The organism is Variovorax sp. GW821-FHT10D07 (assembly GCF_059415325.1).
Genome location: NZ_JBWKMZ010000027.1, coordinates 39,499 through 56,497 on the forward strand (window position 1 = coordinate 39,499; position 16,999 = coordinate 56,497).

Below are 16,999 nucleotides of genomic sequence, written 5' to 3' on the forward strand. Positions count from 1 at the left end.
CACCCCCCGCCTCTTCGAGCCGATGCGGCTCGGCCCGCTTTCGCTCGACAACCGCATCCTGATCGCGCCGATGTGCCAGTACTCGGCGAGCGAGGGCACGCCGGGCGACTGGCACCTGATCCATCTCGGCCATCTGGCGCTGTCGGGCGCGGGGCTGCTGATCCTCGAGGCCACCGCGGTCGAGGCCGAGGGCCGCATCACGCCGGGCGACCTCGGACTCTATTCGGACGCCAACGAGGCGGGCCTGGCGCGCGTGCTCGCCGCCGTGCGCGCCCATTCGTCGATGCCCGTGGCAATGCAGCTCGGCCACGCCGGGCGCAAGGCCTCGAGCCGCGCGCCCTGGGAAGGCGGCGCGCAGATCCGCCCCGGCGAGCCCGGCGGCTGGAAGGCCTTCGCGCCCTCGGCCGTGCCGCATGCGCCCGGGGAGGACACGCCGCTCGCGCTCGACGCCGAGGGCCTGGCGCGCGTGCGCGGGGCCTTCGTGGCCGCCGCCCGCCGCGCCGCGCGGCTCGGCATCGAGGGCATCGAGATCCATGCCGCGCATGGCTACCTGCTGCATCAGTTCCTGTCGCCGCTGGCCAACCACCGCGACGACGCCTACGGCGGCAGCCTCGAGAACCGGCTGCGCTTTCCGCTCGAGGTGTTCGACGCGGTGCGCGCCGTCTTCCCGGCCGAGCGGCCCGTGTGGGTGCGCGTGTCGGCGGTCGACTGGGTGGAAGGCGGCTGGGACCTCGAGGGCACCGTGGCCTTCGCCAAGGCACTCGAGGCGCGCGGCTGCGCGGCCATCCATGTCTCGAGCGGCGGCGTGTCGCCGAAGCAGGCGATCGCGCTGGGCGCGGGCTACCAGGTGCCGTTCGCCGAACGCGTGAAGGCCGAGGTCGGCATCCCGGTGATCGCGGTCGGCCTGATCACCGAGGCGCGGCAGGCCGAGGCCATCCTCGCCGAGGGCAAGGCCGATGCCATCTCGCTGGCACGCGCGATCCTCTACGACCCGCGCTGGCCCTGGCACGCGGCCGCCGAACTCGGCGCACAGGTGAAGGCGCCCGTTCAGTACTGGCGCTCGCAGCCACGCGAGTTCAAGGACCTGTTCGAGAACGCGAAGTTCGGGGCGCGCTGAACGCCTCAGCGCAGCGCCTCGAGCCAGAACAAGGTCTGCCGCACCTCGATCGCCTCGCCCGCCTGCTGCCGACGATGCAATTGCGCGAGCGCATCGCGCGTGCCTTCGATCGTGAAGTCGGGGCAGACATAGGGCACGTTCTTCAGGTACCAGGCGAAGGCGCCCACGTCGGCGAAGCGCAGCAACTCGGCGCCCGCCTCGGCGCGCAGGATCTCGAAGCCCGCGCGCTCGAGCTGGCGCCGCGCGATGTCGAGCCGCCACTCGAGCGGCGACTCGGCCGGTGCCAGGCCCGCGAGCCGGTAGTGGTCGGCATTGAAGTCCGAGGCCACCTGCTGCGTGAGGAAGTGGCCGCCGCGCGCGAGCACGCGCGCCACCTCGGCCGGCACGAAGGACTCGTGGCGGTTGACCACCAGGTGGAACTCGCCGTCGGCGAAGGGCAGCGGCGCGTCGTCCTGCGCGTCGCCATCGTGCTGCGCGCCGTTGTCGAGCGCGCCCTCCACCGCCACCACCTCGATGCCCAGCGGCGCGAGCCGCTCGCGCGCCACCGCGACGTTGGGCGCCCAGCCCTCGGTGGCGACGGTGCGCGCGGGCCGCAGCGGCAGCCGGCCGAGCCACTCGCCGCCACCCGTGCCCATGTCGAGCAGGTCGGGCGACTGGCGCGCGCGGTGGACCACCGCCCGTTCGAAATCCCAGGGCACGGCGGTGGTTGCGATGCGGCCATCGCAGGACAGGTCCCAGCCGACCAGCGGCTTGCGCGCGGCCTCGGCCAGCAGTCGATCGAATTCGGTCATCGCGCCAGTCTGCCGCACGACGGCCTCAGGGCGCGAGCGTGCGATAGAAGTAGGTGGTGTCGCAGAAGCCGCCGCGCGGCAGCAGCGCATAGCCGGGGATGGTGCCGCTGCGCTGCCAGCCCGAGCGTTCGTAGAGCCGCTCGGCCTCGGGGCTCGAGGTGTCGAGCACCAGCAGCGTCTTGCCGCTGTCGCGCGCGGCCTGCTCGGCCGCCTGCATCAGCAGCGCGCCGAGCCCCTGGCGCCGCCCGCGCCGGTGCACCAGCATCTTCGCGAGGTCGGCGCGGTGCGGCTGGTTGTCGGGCTGGTCGAGCACGAGCTGCACCGTGCCGACGATGCCCTGCGCATCCTCCACCACCATCAGCGCGCGCTCCCCGCGCGCCACGCCGTCGGCCACCTTGCGCCAGAAGGCCAGCGCCTGCTCGAGCGACAGCGGATGCATGAAGCTCACCGAGGCATCGCCGTCGACGCAGTCGATCAGCAGCTCGGCCAGCGATTGCAGTTGCGCCGCGTCCACCGCCCGCAGGCGGCGCACCGGGTGGAGGCTGGTGGGGCTGGTGGGGTTCATGGCGTTCGTTCTCACTTCCAGACATCGGGATGGGGGCTCACGATCGCGACCGCATAGCGGGCGGTCTCGCGCGTGGGATTGAAGTAGGCGACGGGCCGGTCGAGCACCATCGCGAGGCAGTCGCCGGCGTCGAGCCGGTGGCGCTCCTCGCCCACCGTGATCTCGATCGTTCCCTCGAGCATCCAGACCTGCTGGTGCACCTGCGACTCGCGCGCGCCCGATTCGTAGGCCACGCGCGCCTTGGGCGGGAACAGCACCTCGACGATCTGCAGTGGCGAGGCGATGCCGCCGGGCGACACGTTGCGCCGCAGGTAGCCCGACGAGGGATCGCGCCATTGCGGCTGGTCGGCGCGGCGCGCCACCGGATCGGCGCGCGGGCGCGGCTCGTCGAACAGCGCGGCCAGCATGGTGCCGAGGCCGGTCGCGAGCTTCTCGAGCACCACCGCCGTGGGGCTGCTCTCGCCGCGCTCGATCAGCGAGATCATCGAGCGGCTGACCCCGCTCTGCGCGGCCAGCGCCTCGAGCGAGAGGCCACGCGCGGCGCGCAGTTCGCGCACGCGCCGGGCGATGCGGTCGTTGAGAGGGGCGGGAGCTTCTTCTTTCATGTTGGATTTATTCTCCAACATGATGGAATTGTGGTCAAGCCGGCGATGCCGCCTCGCGCAGTGCCTTGTAGGCGGCCACCAGGTCATCGAGCGAGAACGCGCGATTGAGTCCGCTGGGATTGGGCAGGATCCAGGTCTCGATGCCGGCGAAGGGTTCGGGCTGGCGGCCCCATTCGATCTGCGGGCGCCCCGTCATGCCCGCATAGGCGGCCTTGCCGAGGAACGCGAGGCGGCGCGGGCCACAGGCGGCGATCTTGCGGGTGAAGGCCTCGGTGGCGGCCGCGAATTCATGCGCGGCCAATTGGCTCGCGCGCGCCGTCGGCCGGTCGACGGCCGTGGTCAGGCCGTAGCCGCGTTGCAGCAGCTGCGGCGCCTGGGCGGGTTGCATCAGCGTCGGCGTGAAGCCCGCCAGGTGCAGCACGCGCCAGAAGCGGTTGCCCCGGCCTTCGAAGTGCAGGCCCGAGGCGGCCGCGCGCTGGCCCGGGTTGATGCCGCAGAAGACGATGGCGAGGCCGGGGGCGAGGAGGTCGGGCAGAGCTTGGGAAGCCATGCGGGTCGATTGTGTCGTCTCGCGACGAGAGGCGCCCGCGTGCCTGCGCGGCCTTCTTCTAGGCTTTCGACGCCCCCGCCTGCGCGCCGGGCCCGGCCTGATCGGCATGGGCAGGGTCTTCGGATGGTTGCCCGCGAACGGCAGGCAGGGTGCCATGCCGCAGCCATGCATCGAGCTCACCCTGCGAGATGCCCATCCAGCCGGCCGTCGATGCACCCAGGCCGTCGACCGCCTGCTGGTACGCGAGCTTGAAGGCACCCTGCGCCTCGGCCTCGCTGCCGAAATGCCCGTCCCTGTGCCAGAGCCCGACAGGAACGACCTGACCCGGTTTCGCTCCCGCCTCGACGAGCCGGCGGTGATCCCTCTGCGTGAAGCCCTTCGATCGGCGACTTGCCGGAAGATCCTTGGGGGTGCTCAAAGCCATGGCGCTCTCTGGTGGGGGTTGAACCTGCCCCACGGCCAGGCAGCCCGCACCGCAGGAGTTGGTCTTCGACCAACGCCATCTACGCAGAGGAAACGGCTTCGGATTCAGCCTGGCGATGGCGCCTCCTTGCGTTGTCGCCCGCCCATCGACCGCTCATGCCAGGCGAGCCGAGGCTCGCCCTCCCCCTCATCACTCCACCGTCACGCTCTTCGCCAGGTTGCGCGGCTTGTCCACGTCCGTGCCGCGCGCGCAGGCCGTGTGATAGGCCAGCAGCTGCAGCGGCACCACGTGCAGCAGCGGCGACAGCGCGCCGTAGTGCTCGGGCATGTGGATCACGTGCAAGCCTTCGCTGCTCTTGATCTTCGAGTCGCCGTCGGCCAGCACGTAGAGCACGCCGCCGCGCGCGCGCACTTCCTGCAGGTTGCTCTTGAGCTTCTCGAGCAGGGCGTCGTTGGGCGCCACGGCGACCACCGGCATCTCGCTGGTCACCAGCGCGAGCGGGCCGTGCTTGAGCTCGCCGGCGGCATAGGCCTCGGCGTGGATGTAGGTGATCTCCTTGAGCTTGAGCGCGCCCTCGAGCGCGATCGGGTAGTGCAGGCCGCGGCCCAGGAACAGCGCGTTGTCCTTGCGCGCGAAGTCCTCGGCCCAGTTGATGATCTGCGGCTCGAGCGCGAGCACCGACTGCAGCGCGACCGGCAGGTGGCGCATCTCCTTGAGGTAGCGCGCCTCGTCCTCGGCGCTCAGCAGGCCCTTCGACTGCGCGATCGCCAGCGTGAGCAGGAACAGGCCCGCGAGCTGGGTGGTGAAGGCCTTGGTCGAGGCCACGCCGATCTCGACGCCGGCGCGCGTGATGTAGGCCAGCTTGCACTCGCGCACCATGGCGCTGGTGGCGACGTTGCAGATGGTCAGGGTCTGCTCCATGCCGAGCGAGCGCGCATGCTTGAGCGCGGCCAGGGTGTCGGCGGTCTCGCCCGACTGGCTGATGGTGACGACCAGGGTGCGCGGGTCGGGCACCGAGTCGCGGTAGCGGTACTCGCTCGCGATCTCGACCTGGGTCGAGATCTTGGCGATGCCCTCGAGCCAGTACTTGGCGGTGCAGCCGCTGTAGTAGCTGGTGCCGCAGGCCAGGATCAGGATGCGGTCGATGTCCTTGAACACGCGGTGCGCGCTGGCGCCGCTCTGCTTGCCGTCCTGGCCGATGCCGTCGAACAGCTCGGGCACGATGCCTTCCACGCCCTCGAGCGTGTCGCCGATGGCGCGCGGCTGCTCGAAGATCTCCTTCTGCATGTAGTGGCGGTAGGGGCCGAGCTCGGCCGCGCCGCTGTGGGCCTGCACGGTGCGCACCGGGCGCTGCACCGGCTTGTGGGCGCGGTCGACGATCCAGTACTTGCCGGGCTGCAGGTCGACCACGTCGCCTTCCTCGAGGTACACGATCTGGTCGGTGACGCCGGCCAGCGCCATCGCGTCGCTGGCCAGGAAGTTCTCGGCACCGTCCTTGCCGGCGCCCAGGATCAGCGGCGAACCGGCGCGCGCGCCGACCACGCGCTGCGGCTCGTCGCGGCTGATCACGGCGATGGCGTAGGCGCCCGTGAGCTGGCGCACGGCGCCCTTCACGGCCTCGAACAGGTCGCCGTCGTAGAGGCTGTCGACCAGGTGGGCGATGACCTCGGTGTCGGTCTGGCTCTCGAACACGTAGCCCTTGGCTTCGAGGCTGGCACGCAGCGCCTCGTGGTTCTCGATGATGCCGTTGTGCACCAGCGCGATGCGGCCGGGCCGCGCTTCCTGCGCGCCGGCGCCCGGGCCGTGGCTGAAGTGCGGGTGGGCGTTGTGCACCGCGGGCGCGCCGTGCGTGGCCCAGCGGGTGTGGGCGATGCCGGTCAGGCCCTCGAGCTTGTCCTCGGCGACCTGGGTCTGGAGGTCGGCCACGCGCGAGGTGGTGCGCGCGCGCGTCAGGCCGCCCGCGTGCACGGCCACGCCGCAGGAGTCATAGCCGCGGTACTCGAGCCGCTGCAGGCCCTGGACCAGGACCGGGACGATGTTTCGATGGGAAGCCGCGCCGACGATGCCGCACATGGTTGTCTTGCCTTTGGAAAGGAATGAAGGAGAACGAAAAGAATTGCTGCGAATGGTAGGGAGGGTGAAAAGAAATTTGCCGTCTAAATTTCCATGAATTTGGACTTTTCTTTCACACATTCAGGTTGATGAATTTTTATTCCATAATTTCACGAATCATGGAATCCATTGCATTAGACGCCATCGACCTGAAGCTGCTCGACGCCCTGCAGCGCGACGCCTCGGCCACCAACCAGAAGCTGGCGGCGGCCGTGGGCATCTCGCCGCCGACCTGCCTGCGGCGGGTCCAGCGGCTGTGGCAGGAGGGATTGATCGAGCGCCAGGTGGCGCTGCTGTCGCCCGACCGGCTGGCCGCCGTGCTGGGCCACGGGCTGCAGGCGGTGGTGGAGATCTCGCTCGACCGGCAGGACGCCGGGTCGCTCGAGGCCTTCGAGGCGCGCGTGATCGCGGACGACGCGGTGCAGCAGTGCTGGCGCGTGTCGCCGGGGCCGGATTTCGTGCTGGTGGTGGCCGCGCGCGACATGCCCGGCTACGGCGCGCTGGTGCAGCGGCTGTTCACCGCCGACGCCAACGTGCGCAACGTCAAGGCCTTCTTCAGCCTCAAGCGCGCGAAGTTCGAGCCGCGGGTGCCGCTGACGCCGCTGGCGCCCGCGGGCTGAGGCGCGTCAGGCCTTCGGCTTCTTCTGCGGCCGCTGCCAGTTCGGGATCGTGACCTGCTTGCCGCGCGCGACGATGAGCGCGCCCGGCGGCGTGGTCTTGCTGATGGTGGAGCCGCCGCCGATGGTGCCGCCCGCGCCGATGGTGACCGGCGCCACCAGCACGCAGTTGCTGCCGATGTGCACGTCGTCCTCGAGCACGGTGCGGTGCTTGTTGGCGCCGTCGTAGTTGGCGGTGATGCTGCCCGCGCCGTAGTTGACGCGCGCGCCCACGGTGGCGTCGCCCAGGTAGGCCAGGTGGTTGGCCTTGGCGCCGGCGGCCAGGGTGGAGTTCTTGACCTCGACGAAGTTGCCGATGTGCACCTCGGTGCCGAGCTGGGCGCCGGGGCGCAGCCGTGCGAAGGGGCCGATCAGCGCGCGCTCGCCGACCGTCACGCCGGCCTTCTCGCCATCGATGTGGGTGAAGGGATGGATCACGGCGCCGGCCTCGATGCGGGCATTGGCGATGACGCAGTTGGCGCCGATGCGCACGCCCTCGCCGAGCGAGACCTGGCCCTCGAACAGGCAGTTGACGTCGATCTCGACGTCGCCGCCGCATTCGAGCGTGCCGCGCAGGTCGAAGCGCGCCGGGTCGGCCAGCCGCACGCCCTGGGTCATCAGGGCCTCGGCCTGGCGGCGCTGGAAGGCGCGCTCGAGCTCGGCCAGCTGCACCGGGCTGTTGATGCCGGCCACCTGCAGGCCGTCGGTCGTGATGTGGGCCACCACCGGCACGCCATCGGCCGCGGCGTGCTTGACGATGTCGGTCAGGTAGTACTCGGCCTGGGCGTTGCGGTTGTCCAGCCGCTCGAGCCAGCCCTTGAGCAGCTTCGCGGGCGCGGCCATCACGCCGCTGTTGATCTCGCGCACCGCGCGCTGCGCCTCGCTGGCGTCCTTGTGCTCGACGATGGCGGTCACCTCGCCGCCCGCGGCGTTGCGGATGATGCGGCCGTAGCCGGTGGGGTCGTCCAGCTCGATGGTCAGCAGCGCCAGCCGCTCGCCGCCGCTGGCGGCGATCAGGGTGCGCAAGGTGTCCTCGGCGATCAGCGGCACGTCGCCCGAGAGGATCACCACCGTGCCGTCGTCGGGCAGGAGCGGCGTGGCCTGCTGCACCGCGTGGCCGGTGCCCAGCTGCGGCTCCTGGCGCGCGAAGCGCAGCGAGGCGGCCTCGGGCGAGGCGGCCATGGCGGCCTCGACCTGCTCGGCGCCGTGGCCCGTGACGATCACCACGTGCCGGGCGCCGATGCGCGCGGCGGTGCCGGTCACGTGCGACAACAGTGCGCGGCCGGCCAAACGATGCAACACTTTGGGAAGCCTGCTCTTCATGCGCGTGCCCTTGCCGGCCGCCATGATCACGACGTCGACCGGTCCCTGGTTGCCCTGCTTCGGAATCTGATTCATGCCTTTTTCTACCCGGATGCGTTGTTTCAAGCTGGCGCGGATTATCGGCGTGATGGCGCTGGTGGCCGTCCTGGGGGCTTGCAGCGCCATCAAGCTGGCCTACAACAACCTGCCCGAGCTCAGCTACTGGTGGCTCGACGGCTACCTCGATTTCGACGGTTCGCAGACGCCCAAGGTGCGCGACGAGCTCGCGCAGCTGCTCGACTGGCACCGGCGCAACGAGCTGCCGAAGATCGCGGCGCTGCTGCAGGAGGCCGAGACGCTGGCGCCCGGTGAGGTGACGCCGGCCCAGGCCTGCGCCATGACCGACCGCATCCGCGACCGGCTGCTGGCGGTCAGCGAGCGCGCCGAGCCCGCGGGCACCGAGCTGTTGCTGAGCCTCAGCGAGGCCCAGCTGCAGCAGCTCGAGCGCAAGTACGCGAAGAACAACGCCGACTACCGCAAGGACTGGCTCGACCGCTCGCCGGCCCGGGTGCAGGAGAAGCGCTACGACCAGTTCCTCGACCGCTTCGAGGACTTCTACGGCCGGCTTTCGCCCGAGCAGCGCGAGCTGCTGCGCCAGCAGGTGGCGCAGTCGGTGTTCGACCCGAAGCTGCAGGACGTGGAGCGCCGCAAGCGCCAGCAGGAGGCACTGGTGCTGCTGCGCGGCTTCGTCGCGAACCGCACGCCGCCCACCGAGGCGCGCGCCGCGCTGCATGCCTACCTGCAGCGCATCGCCGATCCGCCCCCGGGCCCCTGGCGCGAGCAGCAGCAGGCGCTGCTGCAGGAAGGCTGCCGCAACCTGGCCGCGCTGCACAACGGCACCAGCGCGGCGCAGCGCGCGCAGGCGGTCAAGCGGCTGCAGGCCTACCGCGAGGACCTGCGGCAGCTCTCGGGCGCGGCCGGCTGAGCCGCCCCTGGCTCAGATCAGCGGCGTGGGCCGCAGCGGCCGCTCGAAGTAGTCGCCCAGCGCCTCGAGCGCGCGCGGCTCGAGGATGCGCAGCCAGCGGTCGTCGAGCTTGTAGAGCCCGAGCTGCGACAGCCGCCGCAAGGTCTTGTTGGTGTGGACCAGCGACAGCCCGAGCGCATCGGCGATGTGCTGCTGGTTGAGCGGGAACTCGACCCAGCCGTCGCGCACCATGCCCACGCGCTCGGCGCGGCGGTACAGGTGCATCAAGAGCATCGCCACGCGCTCGACGGCGCTGCGCCGGCCGGTGGTCACGAGGTTGTCGTCGATCATCTTTTCCTCGCGCGCGGCCAGCCAGGTGATGTCGTAGCCGAGCTTGGGCTCGGCATGGAACAGCTCCCAGAGCCTCTCGCGCGCGAACACGCACAGCGAGACCTCGGTCAGGGCCTCGACGCCGTGGGTCTGGCCGTCGGCGAACTCGTCCTGCAGCCCGACGAAGTCGCCAGGCAGCAGCACGTTGAGGATCTGCCGCCGGCCGTCGCTCAGGGTCTTGTAGCGGAAGGCCCAGCCCGAATAGAGCGTGAACAGCTGCGGGCTGCGCCGGTGTTCCTCGATGATCGAGCCGCCGGCCTCGACGCGGCGCGCGCCGATGCGGAACGATTCGATGGTGCGCAACTGGTCGGCGGACACCGGCAAAAAGGCCGGCAGCTGACGCAGCGCGCAACGGCTGCAGGGATGGGGCCCGTTCTCCGGGGCGGCGGGTGTGGGGTACTGGTCGGGCACCACCGACTATAGGCATCGAGGGGGGTGGGACCGGTATGTCTTTTTACATTTCGTGATGTCGGACGGCTGCCTACACTGCGCTCGCTTTTCCCATCCCGGCCCATGATTTCCGACGAACAGACGCAAGCTCCCGCGCCCGCCCCGGCGCTCTCCGAGATCCTCTACTGCAGCGAGCTTGCGCCGGACCTGCCGCCCGACACGGTGGCCAACATCGTCGCGCGTGCCCGTGCGCGCAACGGCGAACTCGGCATCACCGGGCTGCTGGTCTTCGACGGCCAGCGCTTCTGCCAGCACATCGAGGGACCGCCCGACGCCCTGCGCTCGCTGATGGACCGCATCGCGCGCGACCCGCGCCATGTCGACGTGCGCGTGGCCTGGCAGGGCGAACTGGCCGCGCGCCGTTACAGCGGCTTCCGGCTCGGGCTGGCCGAGAGCGAGGGCCCCGATCTGATGGCCGGCGTGCATGCGCTCGACGGCGAGGTCGCGCTCAAGCATTTCCTGGCGCTGCGCCGCAGTTTCGACATCAACGGCTGAAGACGGCCGCGCCAAAGGAAAAGGGCCGGACGATGCGCGAAGCGCCGTCCGGCCCCTTGGTATGACGGGCGCGGCTCGCGCCGCCGCCCGATGGCCCAGGATCGATCAGGAAACCCGCGGGATCAAGCGGCGTCCCACGTGTACGTGGCGCCGTAGCCGTCCCAGGCTTCCATCACGATGCGCTGGCCGGCCACCACGGTGAGCGACTCACCGGGGGCGAGCACCAGGTCCTCGCTCGGGTTCTCGAGCGTGGCATCGGGCGTGATCCAGACCCGGCCCTGGCGCACGCGCAGCACGCTGTCGCCGCGCGCCTTCAGGCTCATCGCCTCGCCGGGCGCGATTTGCCAGGCACCGCGGCGCACGGCCGGCGGAATCGCGGCGGCGGTGTTGCGGTTGGGCAGCGACAGGGTGGACAGCGTAGAGGTGGTGCAGACGGCAGTGGACATGATGGGCTCCTAGGTGTTTGCCGAATCGCGAATCAATGGGTGCTTGGAAAAGGAGGCAGCAATGGCGCGGTTCGGGAATGAATGATCGTTTCCCGGCCGTTGGCAGTCCAATGAAAAGGAGGTAGCCTACTGATTCCGGTTTCGCATCAATCCCGAGGCAGGCGCCGGCCCCCGATCCATGCAGCATTCGCAAACCCACCTGCGCTCCCGCCCGATCTCCGCCGGCCACCTGCGCGCCTTCGAGGCGGTCGCGCGGCACCTGAACTTCCGCGCCGCGGCCGAGGAAATGGCCCTGACCCAGTCGGCCGTGAGCCGCCAGATCCAGTCGCTCGAGGAGGAAGTGGGCGTGCCGCTGTTCCTGCGCCACACGCGCGCGGTCGAGCTGACCAGCGCGGGCGCCCAGCTGCTTTTGGCGGTGCAGCAGGCGCTGCCGCGCGTCGACACCGCGGTGCGGCAGATCCGCCAGAGCGCCGGGCGCAAGAGCGTCTCGCTGACCACCTTCGCCTCGTTCGCCTCGATGTGGCTGATCCCGCGCCTGGAGGCCTTCCAGCGCGACAACCCCGAGATCGACATCCGGATCGACGCCAGCGACCTCGCGGTCGACCTCGAGGTGGCCGACGTCGACATCGCGCTGCGCTACGGCCCGCGCGAGGCCATGCCCCCGCAGGCCGTGCGGTTGTTCGGCGAAAACCTCACGCCGGTGGCGAGCCCCTGGCTCATCAAGAGCAGCCCGCCGATCAAGAAGCCCGAAGACATCGCGCGCTTCACGCTGATCGAGGCTGGCGACGCCCACCGCACCCACCTCGAGTGGCTGACCTGGCGGCGCTGGTTCGAGCTGCACGGCCTGGAACGCGCCCAGCCCAAGCGCTGGCTCTATTTCAACTACGCCTACCAGATGGTGCAGGCCGCGCTCACCGGCCAGGGCGTGGTGCTGGCGCGCAGTTCGTTGATTGCCGAGAGCCTGGCCAACGGCGACCTGATCGAGGTGCTGCCGCAGCACCGCATGGACTCGCCGATGTCCTACTGGCTGATCGCCGGCCCGCGCAGCGCGCTGCGGCCCGAGATCAAGGCCTTCTGGGACTGGCTGCTGGCGCAGGCCGGCACCACGCGCGAGACCATCGGCGAGGTGCCCGATCCGGACACCGTCGACGACCTCGACTGACGAGAAAAAGGGCGCCGCGGCTCGAAGCCGGGCGCCCGTATGCGCAGGAAGCAGCCGCTCAGCCGATCGGCCAGACCACCCCGTTGTCGTTGAGGATCGCGTCGAGCGGCAGGTCGTGCGCCTCGGGCTCGAAGTCCTCGAGGAAGCCGTTCGCGAAGCCCAGGCCGACCGTGAAGGGCCGCGGCTCGAGGGCGGCCAGCGTGCGGTCGTAGAAGCCGCCGCCGTAGCCGAGCCGGTAGCCGCCCGCGCTGTAGCCCACGCAGGGCACGAACAGCAGGGTCGGCACGATCAGCTCGGTGTCCTTGGGCTTGGGAATGCCGTAGGCGTCCTCTTCCATCTGGCAGCCCGGGTACCAGGCGTGGAAGGTCAGGGTCTTGTGGACCTTGTCGATCACGGGCAGGCCGATGCGGCGGCGCTGCGGCTCGTCGATCAGTTCGCCGTCCTCCTTCCACCGATGCAGCGCGGGCAGCGGATCGAACTCGCCCTTGATCGGCCAGTAGGCGCCGATCACGGTGTCGGGCCGGCCGACCAGCCAGATGCGCATCACGCGCTGCAGCAGGTCCGCGCGTGTCAGCCGGTCCGGCATGCCCAGACGTTGTTCGATCAACGCCTTGCGCAGCTGATCCTTGAGAAAACTCGCCGTCGCCGACGTGGCGGCATCCTTTGACTTGTCCATAATCTCCCGATGCAGTTTCCAAGCATTTTGGCATCCATGTGCCGCCGCCCGCGCAGCGTCGCACCGGCACTGGTTCTTTCGGCCCTCGCGGCCTGCGCGCTGACCCTCTTCGCGCCCGCCGCGGCGCTGGCGCAGAACAACAGCAACGACGAGGTGCTGCTGCAGATGAAGCAGGCCTTCCAGCGCGGCGACAAGGCCCGGCTGGCGGCGCTGCTGCCGCAGGCCCGCGGCCACGTGCTCGAACCCTGGGCCGCCTACTGGGAGCTCAAGGCGCGGCTGCAGGAAGCCGGCGCGAACGAGGTGCAGGACTTCTTCGCGCGCTACCCCGGCACCTACCAGGAAGACCGGCTGCGCAACGACTGGCTGCTGCTCACGGGCCAGCGCCGCGACTGGGACAACTTCTCGGCCGCCATCGCGGGCTTCCGCATGGGCGACGACGCCCAGGTGCGCTGCTACGCGATCCTGGTCGACGCGCTGCGCAGCGGCAGCGCCACCCAGGCCCAGGCCGACGAGATCCGGCGCAACTGGTTCGCCCAGCGCGACAGCGACGACGGCTGCCTCACGGCCGCCGACCGCATGATCGCCGCGCGCCTGCTCTCGCCCAACGACGCCTGGAAGAAGGCGCGCCTGGCCATCGAGGCCAACCGGCCGCAGGCCGCGCGCGGCGCCGTCACGCTGGCCTCGCCCGATGCGCTGCCGCTGTTCGAGGAGGTCAACGCGAGCGCGGCCAAGTTCCTCGTCACGCGCGGGCCCGTGGCCGCCAAGTCGCGCCGCGAGCTGGTGACGCTGGCACTGATCAAGATCGCGATGGCCGATCCCGAGCAGGCCGCCTCGCAGCTCGACGCCAAGTGGAGCGCGATGCTCTCGGCCGAGGAGCGCAACTGGATCTGGGGCACCATCGGCCGCCAGTCGGCGATCAAGCTCTGGCCGCAGGCCGTGAGCTACTTCGGCAACGTCACGAAGAACGCCGACCTGTCGGACGACATGCTCGGCTGGCGCGTGCGCGCCGCGCTGCGCGCCGGCCAGTGGAAGGACGTGGCGCCCGCCATCAACGCCATGAGCGAGGCCAGCCAGCAGGACCCGACCTGGACCTACTGGAAGGCCCGCGCGTTGGTCAATGCCGGCGGCGACGAGCGCCGCGCCCAGGCGCGCGAGCTCTACCAGGGCATCGCCGGTACGCGCGGCTTCTACGAGATGCTGGCGCTCGAGGAGCTGGGCCAGCGCGTGATGGCCGCCACCCGGCCCGCGCCGCTCACGCCCGAGGAACGCAACGCCGCGCGCCTGAACCCCTCGCTCAACCGCGGCCTCTACGCGATCGCGATCGGCCTGCGCCCCGAGGGCACGCGCGAATGGAACTACGCCACCAACCTGCACGACCGGGGCGGCATGGACGACCGCGCGCTGCTGGCCGCGGCCGACTTCGCGTGCCAGCGCGAGGTCTGGGACCGCTGCATCAACACCAGCGAGCGCACCAAGGGCGTGATCGACGTCGAGCAGCGCTTCCCGATGCCCTTCCACGACACCGTGCTGCGCAAGAGCCAGGATATCGGCCTCGACCCGGCCTACGTCTACGGCCTGATCCGCCAGGAGAGCCGCTTCATCATGGACGCGCGCTCGGGCGTCGGCGCCTCGGGCCTGATGCAGGTGATGCCCGCCACCGCGCGCTGGACCGCGCGCAAGATCGGCATGACCGACTTCACGCCGGGCCAGATCAACGACCGCGAGACCAACATCACCATCGGCACCAACTACCTGAAGCTCGCGCTCGACGACTTCGACGACTCGATGGCGCTGGCCGCCGCGGCCTACAACGCCGGCCCGGGCCGCCCGCGCAGCTGGCGCAACGGCCCGGTGCTCGATGCCGCGATCTGGGCCGAGAACGTGCCGTTCAACGAAACCCGCGACTACGTGAAGAAGGTGCTGGCCAACACCACCAACTACGCCGCGATCATCACCGGCCGGCCGCAGTCGCTGAAGGAACGCCTGGGCCGGGTCGGCCCGCGCGACGCCGCGATGCCCGAGCCCAACAAGGACCTGCCCTGAGATGAGCTGGCGCGACGAGGTCCTCGACACCATCGCCGCCGAGTTCTCGGACGTGGGCGACCTCGCCCAGCTCACGCGCATCCTGGTGCGGCTGCTGCTCGCATCGCTGCTGGGCTTCGTGCTCGGCTTCGAGCGCGAGCAGCAGGGCAAGGCGGCCGGCGTGCGCACCCACATGCTGGTGGCCATCGGCTCGGCCATGTTCGTGCTCGTGCCGCAGCAGACCGGCATCGTGCCGGCCGACATGAGCCGCGTGATCCAGGGCCTGGTGGCCGGCGTCGGCTTCCTCTGCGCGGGCACCATCCTCAAGCAGGGCAAGGACGAGCACCACGTGCAGGGCCTCACCACCGCCGCGGGGCTGTGGATGACGGCCGCGATCGGCATGGCCTGCGGCCTGGGCCGCGAGGCCACGGCGGTGATCAGCGCGCTGCTGGCGCTGGTGGTGCTGCAGTTCGTGCCGCGGCTCGTGAGCCTGATCGAGCGCACGATCGGGCCGCCCAAGGGCGAGGAGGCACCGGGCCGCGCCACGCCGCGCGTCATCGCCTCGAGCAGCGAGCCCGAACTGCGCACCGACGACAGCGACCGGCGATAGCCGCCGGCGCGCGGGCCGCGCCCGTCATCAATGCGCGCCGCAAACGGTATCAATCGCGCGCTGCCGGCGCCCTAGCATCGAAGGCTTTGCCACGAAACCAACCGGAGGAAATCCATGCTCAAGCTCTACATCGGCAACAAGAACTACTCGTCGTGGTCCATGCGTCCCTGGGTGCTGCTCAAGCAGGCCGGCATTCCCTTCGAGGAAGTGATGGTGCGCTTCGACGCCTTCGAGGCTGGCTCCAACTTCAAGGCCGTGGTCGGCGCGGTCAACCCCACGGCGCGCGTGCCGGTGCTGATCGACGGCGACATCACGGTCTGGGATTCGCTCGCCATCGCCGAGTACCTGGCCGAGCAGTTCCCCGACAAGGCGCTGTGGCCGCGCGACAAGGCCGCGCGGGCCCGCGCGCGCAGCGTCAGCGCCGAGATGCACTCGGGCTTCGGCAACCTGCGCAACCACTTCCCGATGAACATCGAGGCCTCGCTGGCCGAGGTCGGCGCGCGCGTGCTGAAGGAACAGCCCGGCGTGGTCGAGGACCTGGAACGCATCGCGGCCATGTGGAGCGAGCTGCTCGACACCCATGGCGGCCCGATGCTGTTCGGCGAGTTCGGCATCGCCGATGCCTTCTACGCGCCGGTGTGCATGCGCATCCGCAGCTACGGGCTGCCGGTGCCGCCCGCGGCGCAGGCCTACATCGAGCGCGTGGCGGCCCTGCCGGGCGTCGCCGCGTGGATCGAGCAGGCGCTCGCGGAGCAGGATTTCGTGGCCTTCGACGAGCCCTACCGGACCTCGCGCTGATCGTCGATCGCTGTCGTCGATCGGCGCGAGCCGGCCAGGCCGCGTCGCGTCCGGTCAGAAGCGGTAGGTGGCCGCCACGTAGGTCACGATCGGATTGAGCTTCAGGCGCGCTTCGCTGGTCGCGATCGGCAGGCCCGTGATCGAGGTCGTCGTGAGCTTGGCCTTGGTCTTCAGCGGGATGTAGGAGACCGAGAAGGAAATACCCCAGTGCTTGTCGAACTGGTAGGCCAGGCCGGCGTTGAGCACGGGCGCGAAGGAGCTGTCGAGCTTGGCGGTGGTCACGGTCGACAGCGGCCGCTGGCGCAGCTGGCTGCCGAGCGCTTCCTGCAGGTTGCTGGTGATCTGCACGCCGCTGTACCAGACGTAGGTGGCGCCCAGGCCCACGAAGGGACGGAAGGCGGCATTGCCGTCGTTGAAGTAGTACTTGCCGAGGATGGTCGGGCTCCATTGGCGTGCCTTGCCCAGTTCGCCCACGCGCGCCAGCGTGCCGGTGCCTTCGAGCTTGAACTTCGGCGGGATGCCCAGCACGCCTTCCACGGCCCAGTGGTCGTCGAGGAAATAGGCCGCGTTGAGACCCAGCGTGTCGGAATCGCTCACGCTGGCGCCCGAGCCGGCGAGCACGCTCTGCACCGGCGAGGTCAGCATCAGCGGCTTGCTCTTGTCCTGCGGCGAAAGATGGAACCAGCCCGCGCCGACGACCCAGTCGCCGGCCTTCTGTGCAAAGGCGCTGCCGGACGTCAGTGCCCCGAGGGCTGCCAACGCCAACATGGTTTTTTTCATGATGTGAATACTCCTTTGGTTGAAATTCCCCCTCCAAACGCGGTGCCGGTCTGCCGCCGGTGAGGCGTTCGAGCGCATCGAGCG

At 70.2% G+C, this 16,999-nt stretch carries 19 protein-coding genes; 8 read left to right on the top strand and 11 right to left on the bottom strand.

Features of this window, described 5'->3' with window-relative positions:
• Positions 1-22: 22 nt before the first annotated feature.
• Complete coding sequence (locus AC07PU_RS40910; protein WP_495323527.1) at positions 23-1,117, top strand: NADH:flavin oxidoreductase/NADH oxidase; 1,095 nt, start codon at positions 23-25, stop codon at positions 1,115-1,117.
• Between the two features lie 5 nt (positions 1,118-1,122).
• On the opposite strand, the gene AC07PU_RS40915 is transcribed toward AC07PU_RS40910, so the two are convergent.
• The 6 genes from AC07PU_RS40915 to glmS form a co-directional block, all read right to left on the bottom strand.
• Positions 1,123-1,908: a class I SAM-dependent methyltransferase gene (locus tag AC07PU_RS40915; RefSeq protein ID WP_495323511.1), complete on the bottom strand. Its 786-nt coding sequence runs from the start codon at positions 1,906-1,908 to the stop codon at positions 1,123-1,125.
• A 25-nt stretch (positions 1,909-1,933) separates the two neighbouring features.
• On the bottom strand, positions 1,934-2,473 hold the full coding sequence (locus AC07PU_RS40920; protein WP_495323512.1) for a GNAT family N-acetyltransferase: 540 nt from the start codon (positions 2,471-2,473) through the stop codon (positions 1,934-1,936).
• Positions 2,474-2,484: 11 nt separating this feature from the next.
• Positions 2,485-3,078, bottom strand: coding sequence for a helix-turn-helix domain-containing protein (locus AC07PU_RS40925; protein ID WP_398494670.1), 594 nt, complete (start codon positions 3,076-3,078; stop codon positions 2,485-2,487).
• A gap of 34 nt (positions 3,079-3,112) precedes the next feature.
• Positions 3,113-3,628: a G/U mismatch-specific DNA glycosylase gene (gene mug / locus AC07PU_RS40930; RefSeq protein ID WP_495323513.1), complete on the bottom strand. Its 516-nt coding sequence runs from the start codon at positions 3,626-3,628 to the stop codon at positions 3,113-3,115.
• Between the two features lie 58 nt (positions 3,629-3,686).
• A complete protein-coding gene (locus AC07PU_RS40935; protein WP_495323514.1) occupies positions 3,687-4,052 on the bottom strand; it encodes a hypothetical protein in 366 nt (121 codons plus the stop codon).
• 189 nt (positions 4,053-4,241) lie between these two features.
• Positions 4,242-6,125, bottom strand: a complete 1,884-nt coding sequence (gene glmS / locus AC07PU_RS40940) for a glutamine--fructose-6-phosphate transaminase (isomerizing) (RefSeq protein ID WP_093353592.1) — start codon at positions 6,123-6,125, stop codon at positions 4,242-4,244.
• A gap of 158 nt (positions 6,126-6,283) precedes the next feature.
• Between glmS and AC07PU_RS40945 the strand changes: the two genes are divergently transcribed.
• Positions 6,284-6,784: an Lrp/AsnC family transcriptional regulator gene (locus AC07PU_RS40945; protein WP_495323515.1), complete on the top strand. Its 501-nt coding sequence runs from the start codon at positions 6,284-6,286 to the stop codon at positions 6,782-6,784.
• Positions 6,785-6,790: 6 nt separating this feature from the next.
• Here the strand turns inward: AC07PU_RS40945 and glmU are convergent, their stop codons facing one another.
• Positions 6,791-8,218, bottom strand: a complete 1,428-nt coding sequence (glmU, locus tag AC07PU_RS40950) for a bifunctional UDP-N-acetylglucosamine diphosphorylase/glucosamine-1-phosphate N-acetyltransferase GlmU (protein ID WP_431511599.1) — start codon at positions 8,216-8,218, stop codon at positions 6,791-6,793.
• A 52-nt stretch (positions 8,219-8,270) separates the two neighbouring features.
• On the opposite strand from glmU, the gene AC07PU_RS40955 reads away from it, so the two are divergent.
• Complete coding sequence (locus AC07PU_RS40955) at positions 8,271-9,107, top strand: DUF6279 family lipoprotein (protein ID WP_495323528.1); 837 nt, start codon at positions 8,271-8,273, stop codon at positions 9,105-9,107.
• Positions 9,108-9,119: 12 nt separating this feature from the next.
• Here the strand turns inward: AC07PU_RS40955 and AC07PU_RS40960 are convergent, their stop codons facing one another.
• On the bottom strand, positions 9,120-9,821 hold the full coding sequence (locus AC07PU_RS40960) for a Crp/Fnr family transcriptional regulator (protein ID WP_371269245.1): 702 nt from the start codon (positions 9,819-9,821) through the stop codon (positions 9,120-9,122).
• A 168-nt stretch (positions 9,822-9,989) separates the two neighbouring features.
• Here AC07PU_RS40960 and AC07PU_RS40965 point away from each other — a divergent pair, with 168 nt between their 5' ends.
• The gene (locus AC07PU_RS40965; protein ID WP_490876893.1) at positions 9,990-10,421 is read left to right on the top strand and encodes a BLUF domain-containing protein; all 432 of its coding nucleotides are present in this window, start codon (positions 9,990-9,992) and stop codon (positions 10,419-10,421) included.
• Between the two features lie 122 nt (positions 10,422-10,543).
• Here the strand turns inward: AC07PU_RS40965 and AC07PU_RS40970 are convergent, their stop codons facing one another.
• Positions 10,544-10,867, bottom strand: a complete 324-nt coding sequence (locus AC07PU_RS40970; RefSeq protein WP_495323516.1) for a DUF2917 domain-containing protein — start codon at positions 10,865-10,867, stop codon at positions 10,544-10,546.
• 178 nt (positions 10,868-11,045) lie between these two features.
• Here AC07PU_RS40970 and AC07PU_RS40975 point away from each other — a divergent pair, with 178 nt between their 5' ends.
• A complete protein-coding gene (locus tag AC07PU_RS40975) occupies positions 11,046-12,029 on the top strand; it encodes a LysR substrate-binding domain-containing protein (protein WP_208507774.1) in 984 nt (327 codons plus the stop codon).
• 58 nt (positions 12,030-12,087) lie between these two features.
• Here AC07PU_RS40975 and AC07PU_RS40980 read toward each other — a convergent pair whose 3' ends face one another.
• A complete protein-coding gene (locus AC07PU_RS40980; protein WP_057596551.1) occupies positions 12,088-12,705 on the bottom strand; it encodes a 5-formyltetrahydrofolate cyclo-ligase in 618 nt (205 codons plus the stop codon).
• A 36-nt stretch (positions 12,706-12,741) separates the two neighbouring features.
• Between AC07PU_RS40980 and AC07PU_RS40985 the strand changes: the two genes are divergently transcribed.
• The 3 genes from AC07PU_RS40985 to AC07PU_RS40995 all read left to right on the top strand — a co-directional run bounded on the left by AC07PU_RS40985 (position 12,742) and on the right by AC07PU_RS40995 (position 16,135).
• Positions 12,742-14,748, top strand: a complete 2,007-nt coding sequence (locus AC07PU_RS40985; RefSeq protein WP_256222983.1) for a lytic transglycosylase domain-containing protein — start codon at positions 12,742-12,744, stop codon at positions 14,746-14,748.
• Between the two features lies 1 nt (position 14,749).
• Positions 14,750-15,337: an MgtC/SapB family protein gene (locus AC07PU_RS40990; protein ID WP_495323517.1), complete on the top strand. Its 588-nt coding sequence runs from the start codon at positions 14,750-14,752 to the stop codon at positions 15,335-15,337.
• A 114-nt stretch (positions 15,338-15,451) separates the two neighbouring features.
• Positions 15,452-16,135: a glutathione S-transferase family protein gene (locus AC07PU_RS40995; protein WP_208507777.1), complete on the top strand. Its 684-nt coding sequence runs from the start codon at positions 15,452-15,454 to the stop codon at positions 16,133-16,135.
• A 54-nt stretch (positions 16,136-16,189) separates the two neighbouring features.
• Here the strand turns inward: AC07PU_RS40995 and AC07PU_RS41000 are convergent, their stop codons facing one another.
• Entirely contained in the window at positions 16,190-16,915 is a 726-nt protein-coding gene (locus AC07PU_RS41000; RefSeq protein ID WP_093353568.1) for an OmpW/AlkL family protein, read from the bottom strand.
• Positions 16,916-16,999: the final 84 nt, after the last annotated feature.

What these genes read in the sequence shown, in the direction of transcription:
- AC07PU_RS40910 (WP_495323527.1), top strand. Translation starts at nt 23, where the DNA reads ATGCGGCTCGGCCCGCTTTCGCTCGACAACCGCATCCTGATCGCGCCG.
- AC07PU_RS40915 (WP_495323511.1), bottom strand. Translation starts at nt 1,908, where the DNA reads ATGACCGAATTCGATCGACTGCTGGCCGAGGCCGCGCGCAAGCCGCTG.
- AC07PU_RS40920 (WP_495323512.1), bottom strand. Translation starts at nt 2,473, where the DNA reads ATGAACCCCACCAGCCCCACCAGCCTCCACCCGGTGCGCCGCCTGCGG.
- AC07PU_RS40925 (WP_398494670.1), bottom strand. Translation starts at nt 3,078, where the DNA reads ATGAAAGAAGAAGCTCCCGCCCCTCTCAACGACCGCATCGCCCGGCGC.
- mug (WP_495323513.1), bottom strand. Translation starts at nt 3,628, where the DNA reads ATGGCTTCCCAAGCTCTGCCCGACCTCCTCGCCCCCGGCCTCGCCATC.
- AC07PU_RS40935 (WP_495323514.1), bottom strand. Translation starts at nt 4,052, where the DNA reads ATGGCTTTGAGCACCCCCAAGGATCTTCCGGCAAGTCGCCGATCGAAG.
- glmS (WP_093353592.1), bottom strand. Translation starts at nt 6,125, where the DNA reads ATGTGCGGCATCGTCGGCGCGGCTTCCCATCGAAACATCGTCCCGGTC.
- AC07PU_RS40945 (WP_495323515.1), top strand. Translation starts at nt 6,284, where the DNA reads ATGGAATCCATTGCATTAGACGCCATCGACCTGAAGCTGCTCGACGCC.
- glmU (WP_431511599.1), bottom strand. Translation starts at nt 8,218, where the DNA reads ATGAATCAGATTCCGAAGCAGGGCAACCAGGGACCGGTCGACGTCGTG.
- AC07PU_RS40955 (WP_495323528.1), top strand. Translation starts at nt 8,271, where the DNA reads ATGGCGCTGGTGGCCGTCCTGGGGGCTTGCAGCGCCATCAAGCTGGCC.
- AC07PU_RS40965 (WP_490876893.1), top strand. Translation starts at nt 9,990, where the DNA reads ATGATTTCCGACGAACAGACGCAAGCTCCCGCGCCCGCCCCGGCGCTC.
- AC07PU_RS40970 (WP_495323516.1), bottom strand. Translation starts at nt 10,867, where the DNA reads ATGTCCACTGCCGTCTGCACCACCTCTACGCTGTCCACCCTGTCGCTG.
- AC07PU_RS40975 (WP_208507774.1), top strand. Translation starts at nt 11,046, where the DNA reads ATGCAGCATTCGCAAACCCACCTGCGCTCCCGCCCGATCTCCGCCGGC.
- AC07PU_RS40980 (WP_057596551.1), bottom strand. Translation starts at nt 12,705, where the DNA reads ATGGACAAGTCAAAGGATGCCGCCACGTCGGCGACGGCGAGTTTTCTC.
- AC07PU_RS40985 (WP_256222983.1), top strand. Translation starts at nt 12,742, where the DNA reads ATGTGCCGCCGCCCGCGCAGCGTCGCACCGGCACTGGTTCTTTCGGCC.
- AC07PU_RS40990 (WP_495323517.1), top strand. Translation starts at nt 14,750, where the DNA reads ATGAGCTGGCGCGACGAGGTCCTCGACACCATCGCCGCCGAGTTCTCG.
- AC07PU_RS40995 (WP_208507777.1), top strand. Translation starts at nt 15,452, where the DNA reads ATGCTCAAGCTCTACATCGGCAACAAGAACTACTCGTCGTGGTCCATG.
- AC07PU_RS41000 (WP_093353568.1), bottom strand. Translation starts at nt 16,915, where the DNA reads ATGAAAAAAACCATGTTGGCGTTGGCAGCCCTCGGGGCACTGACGTCC.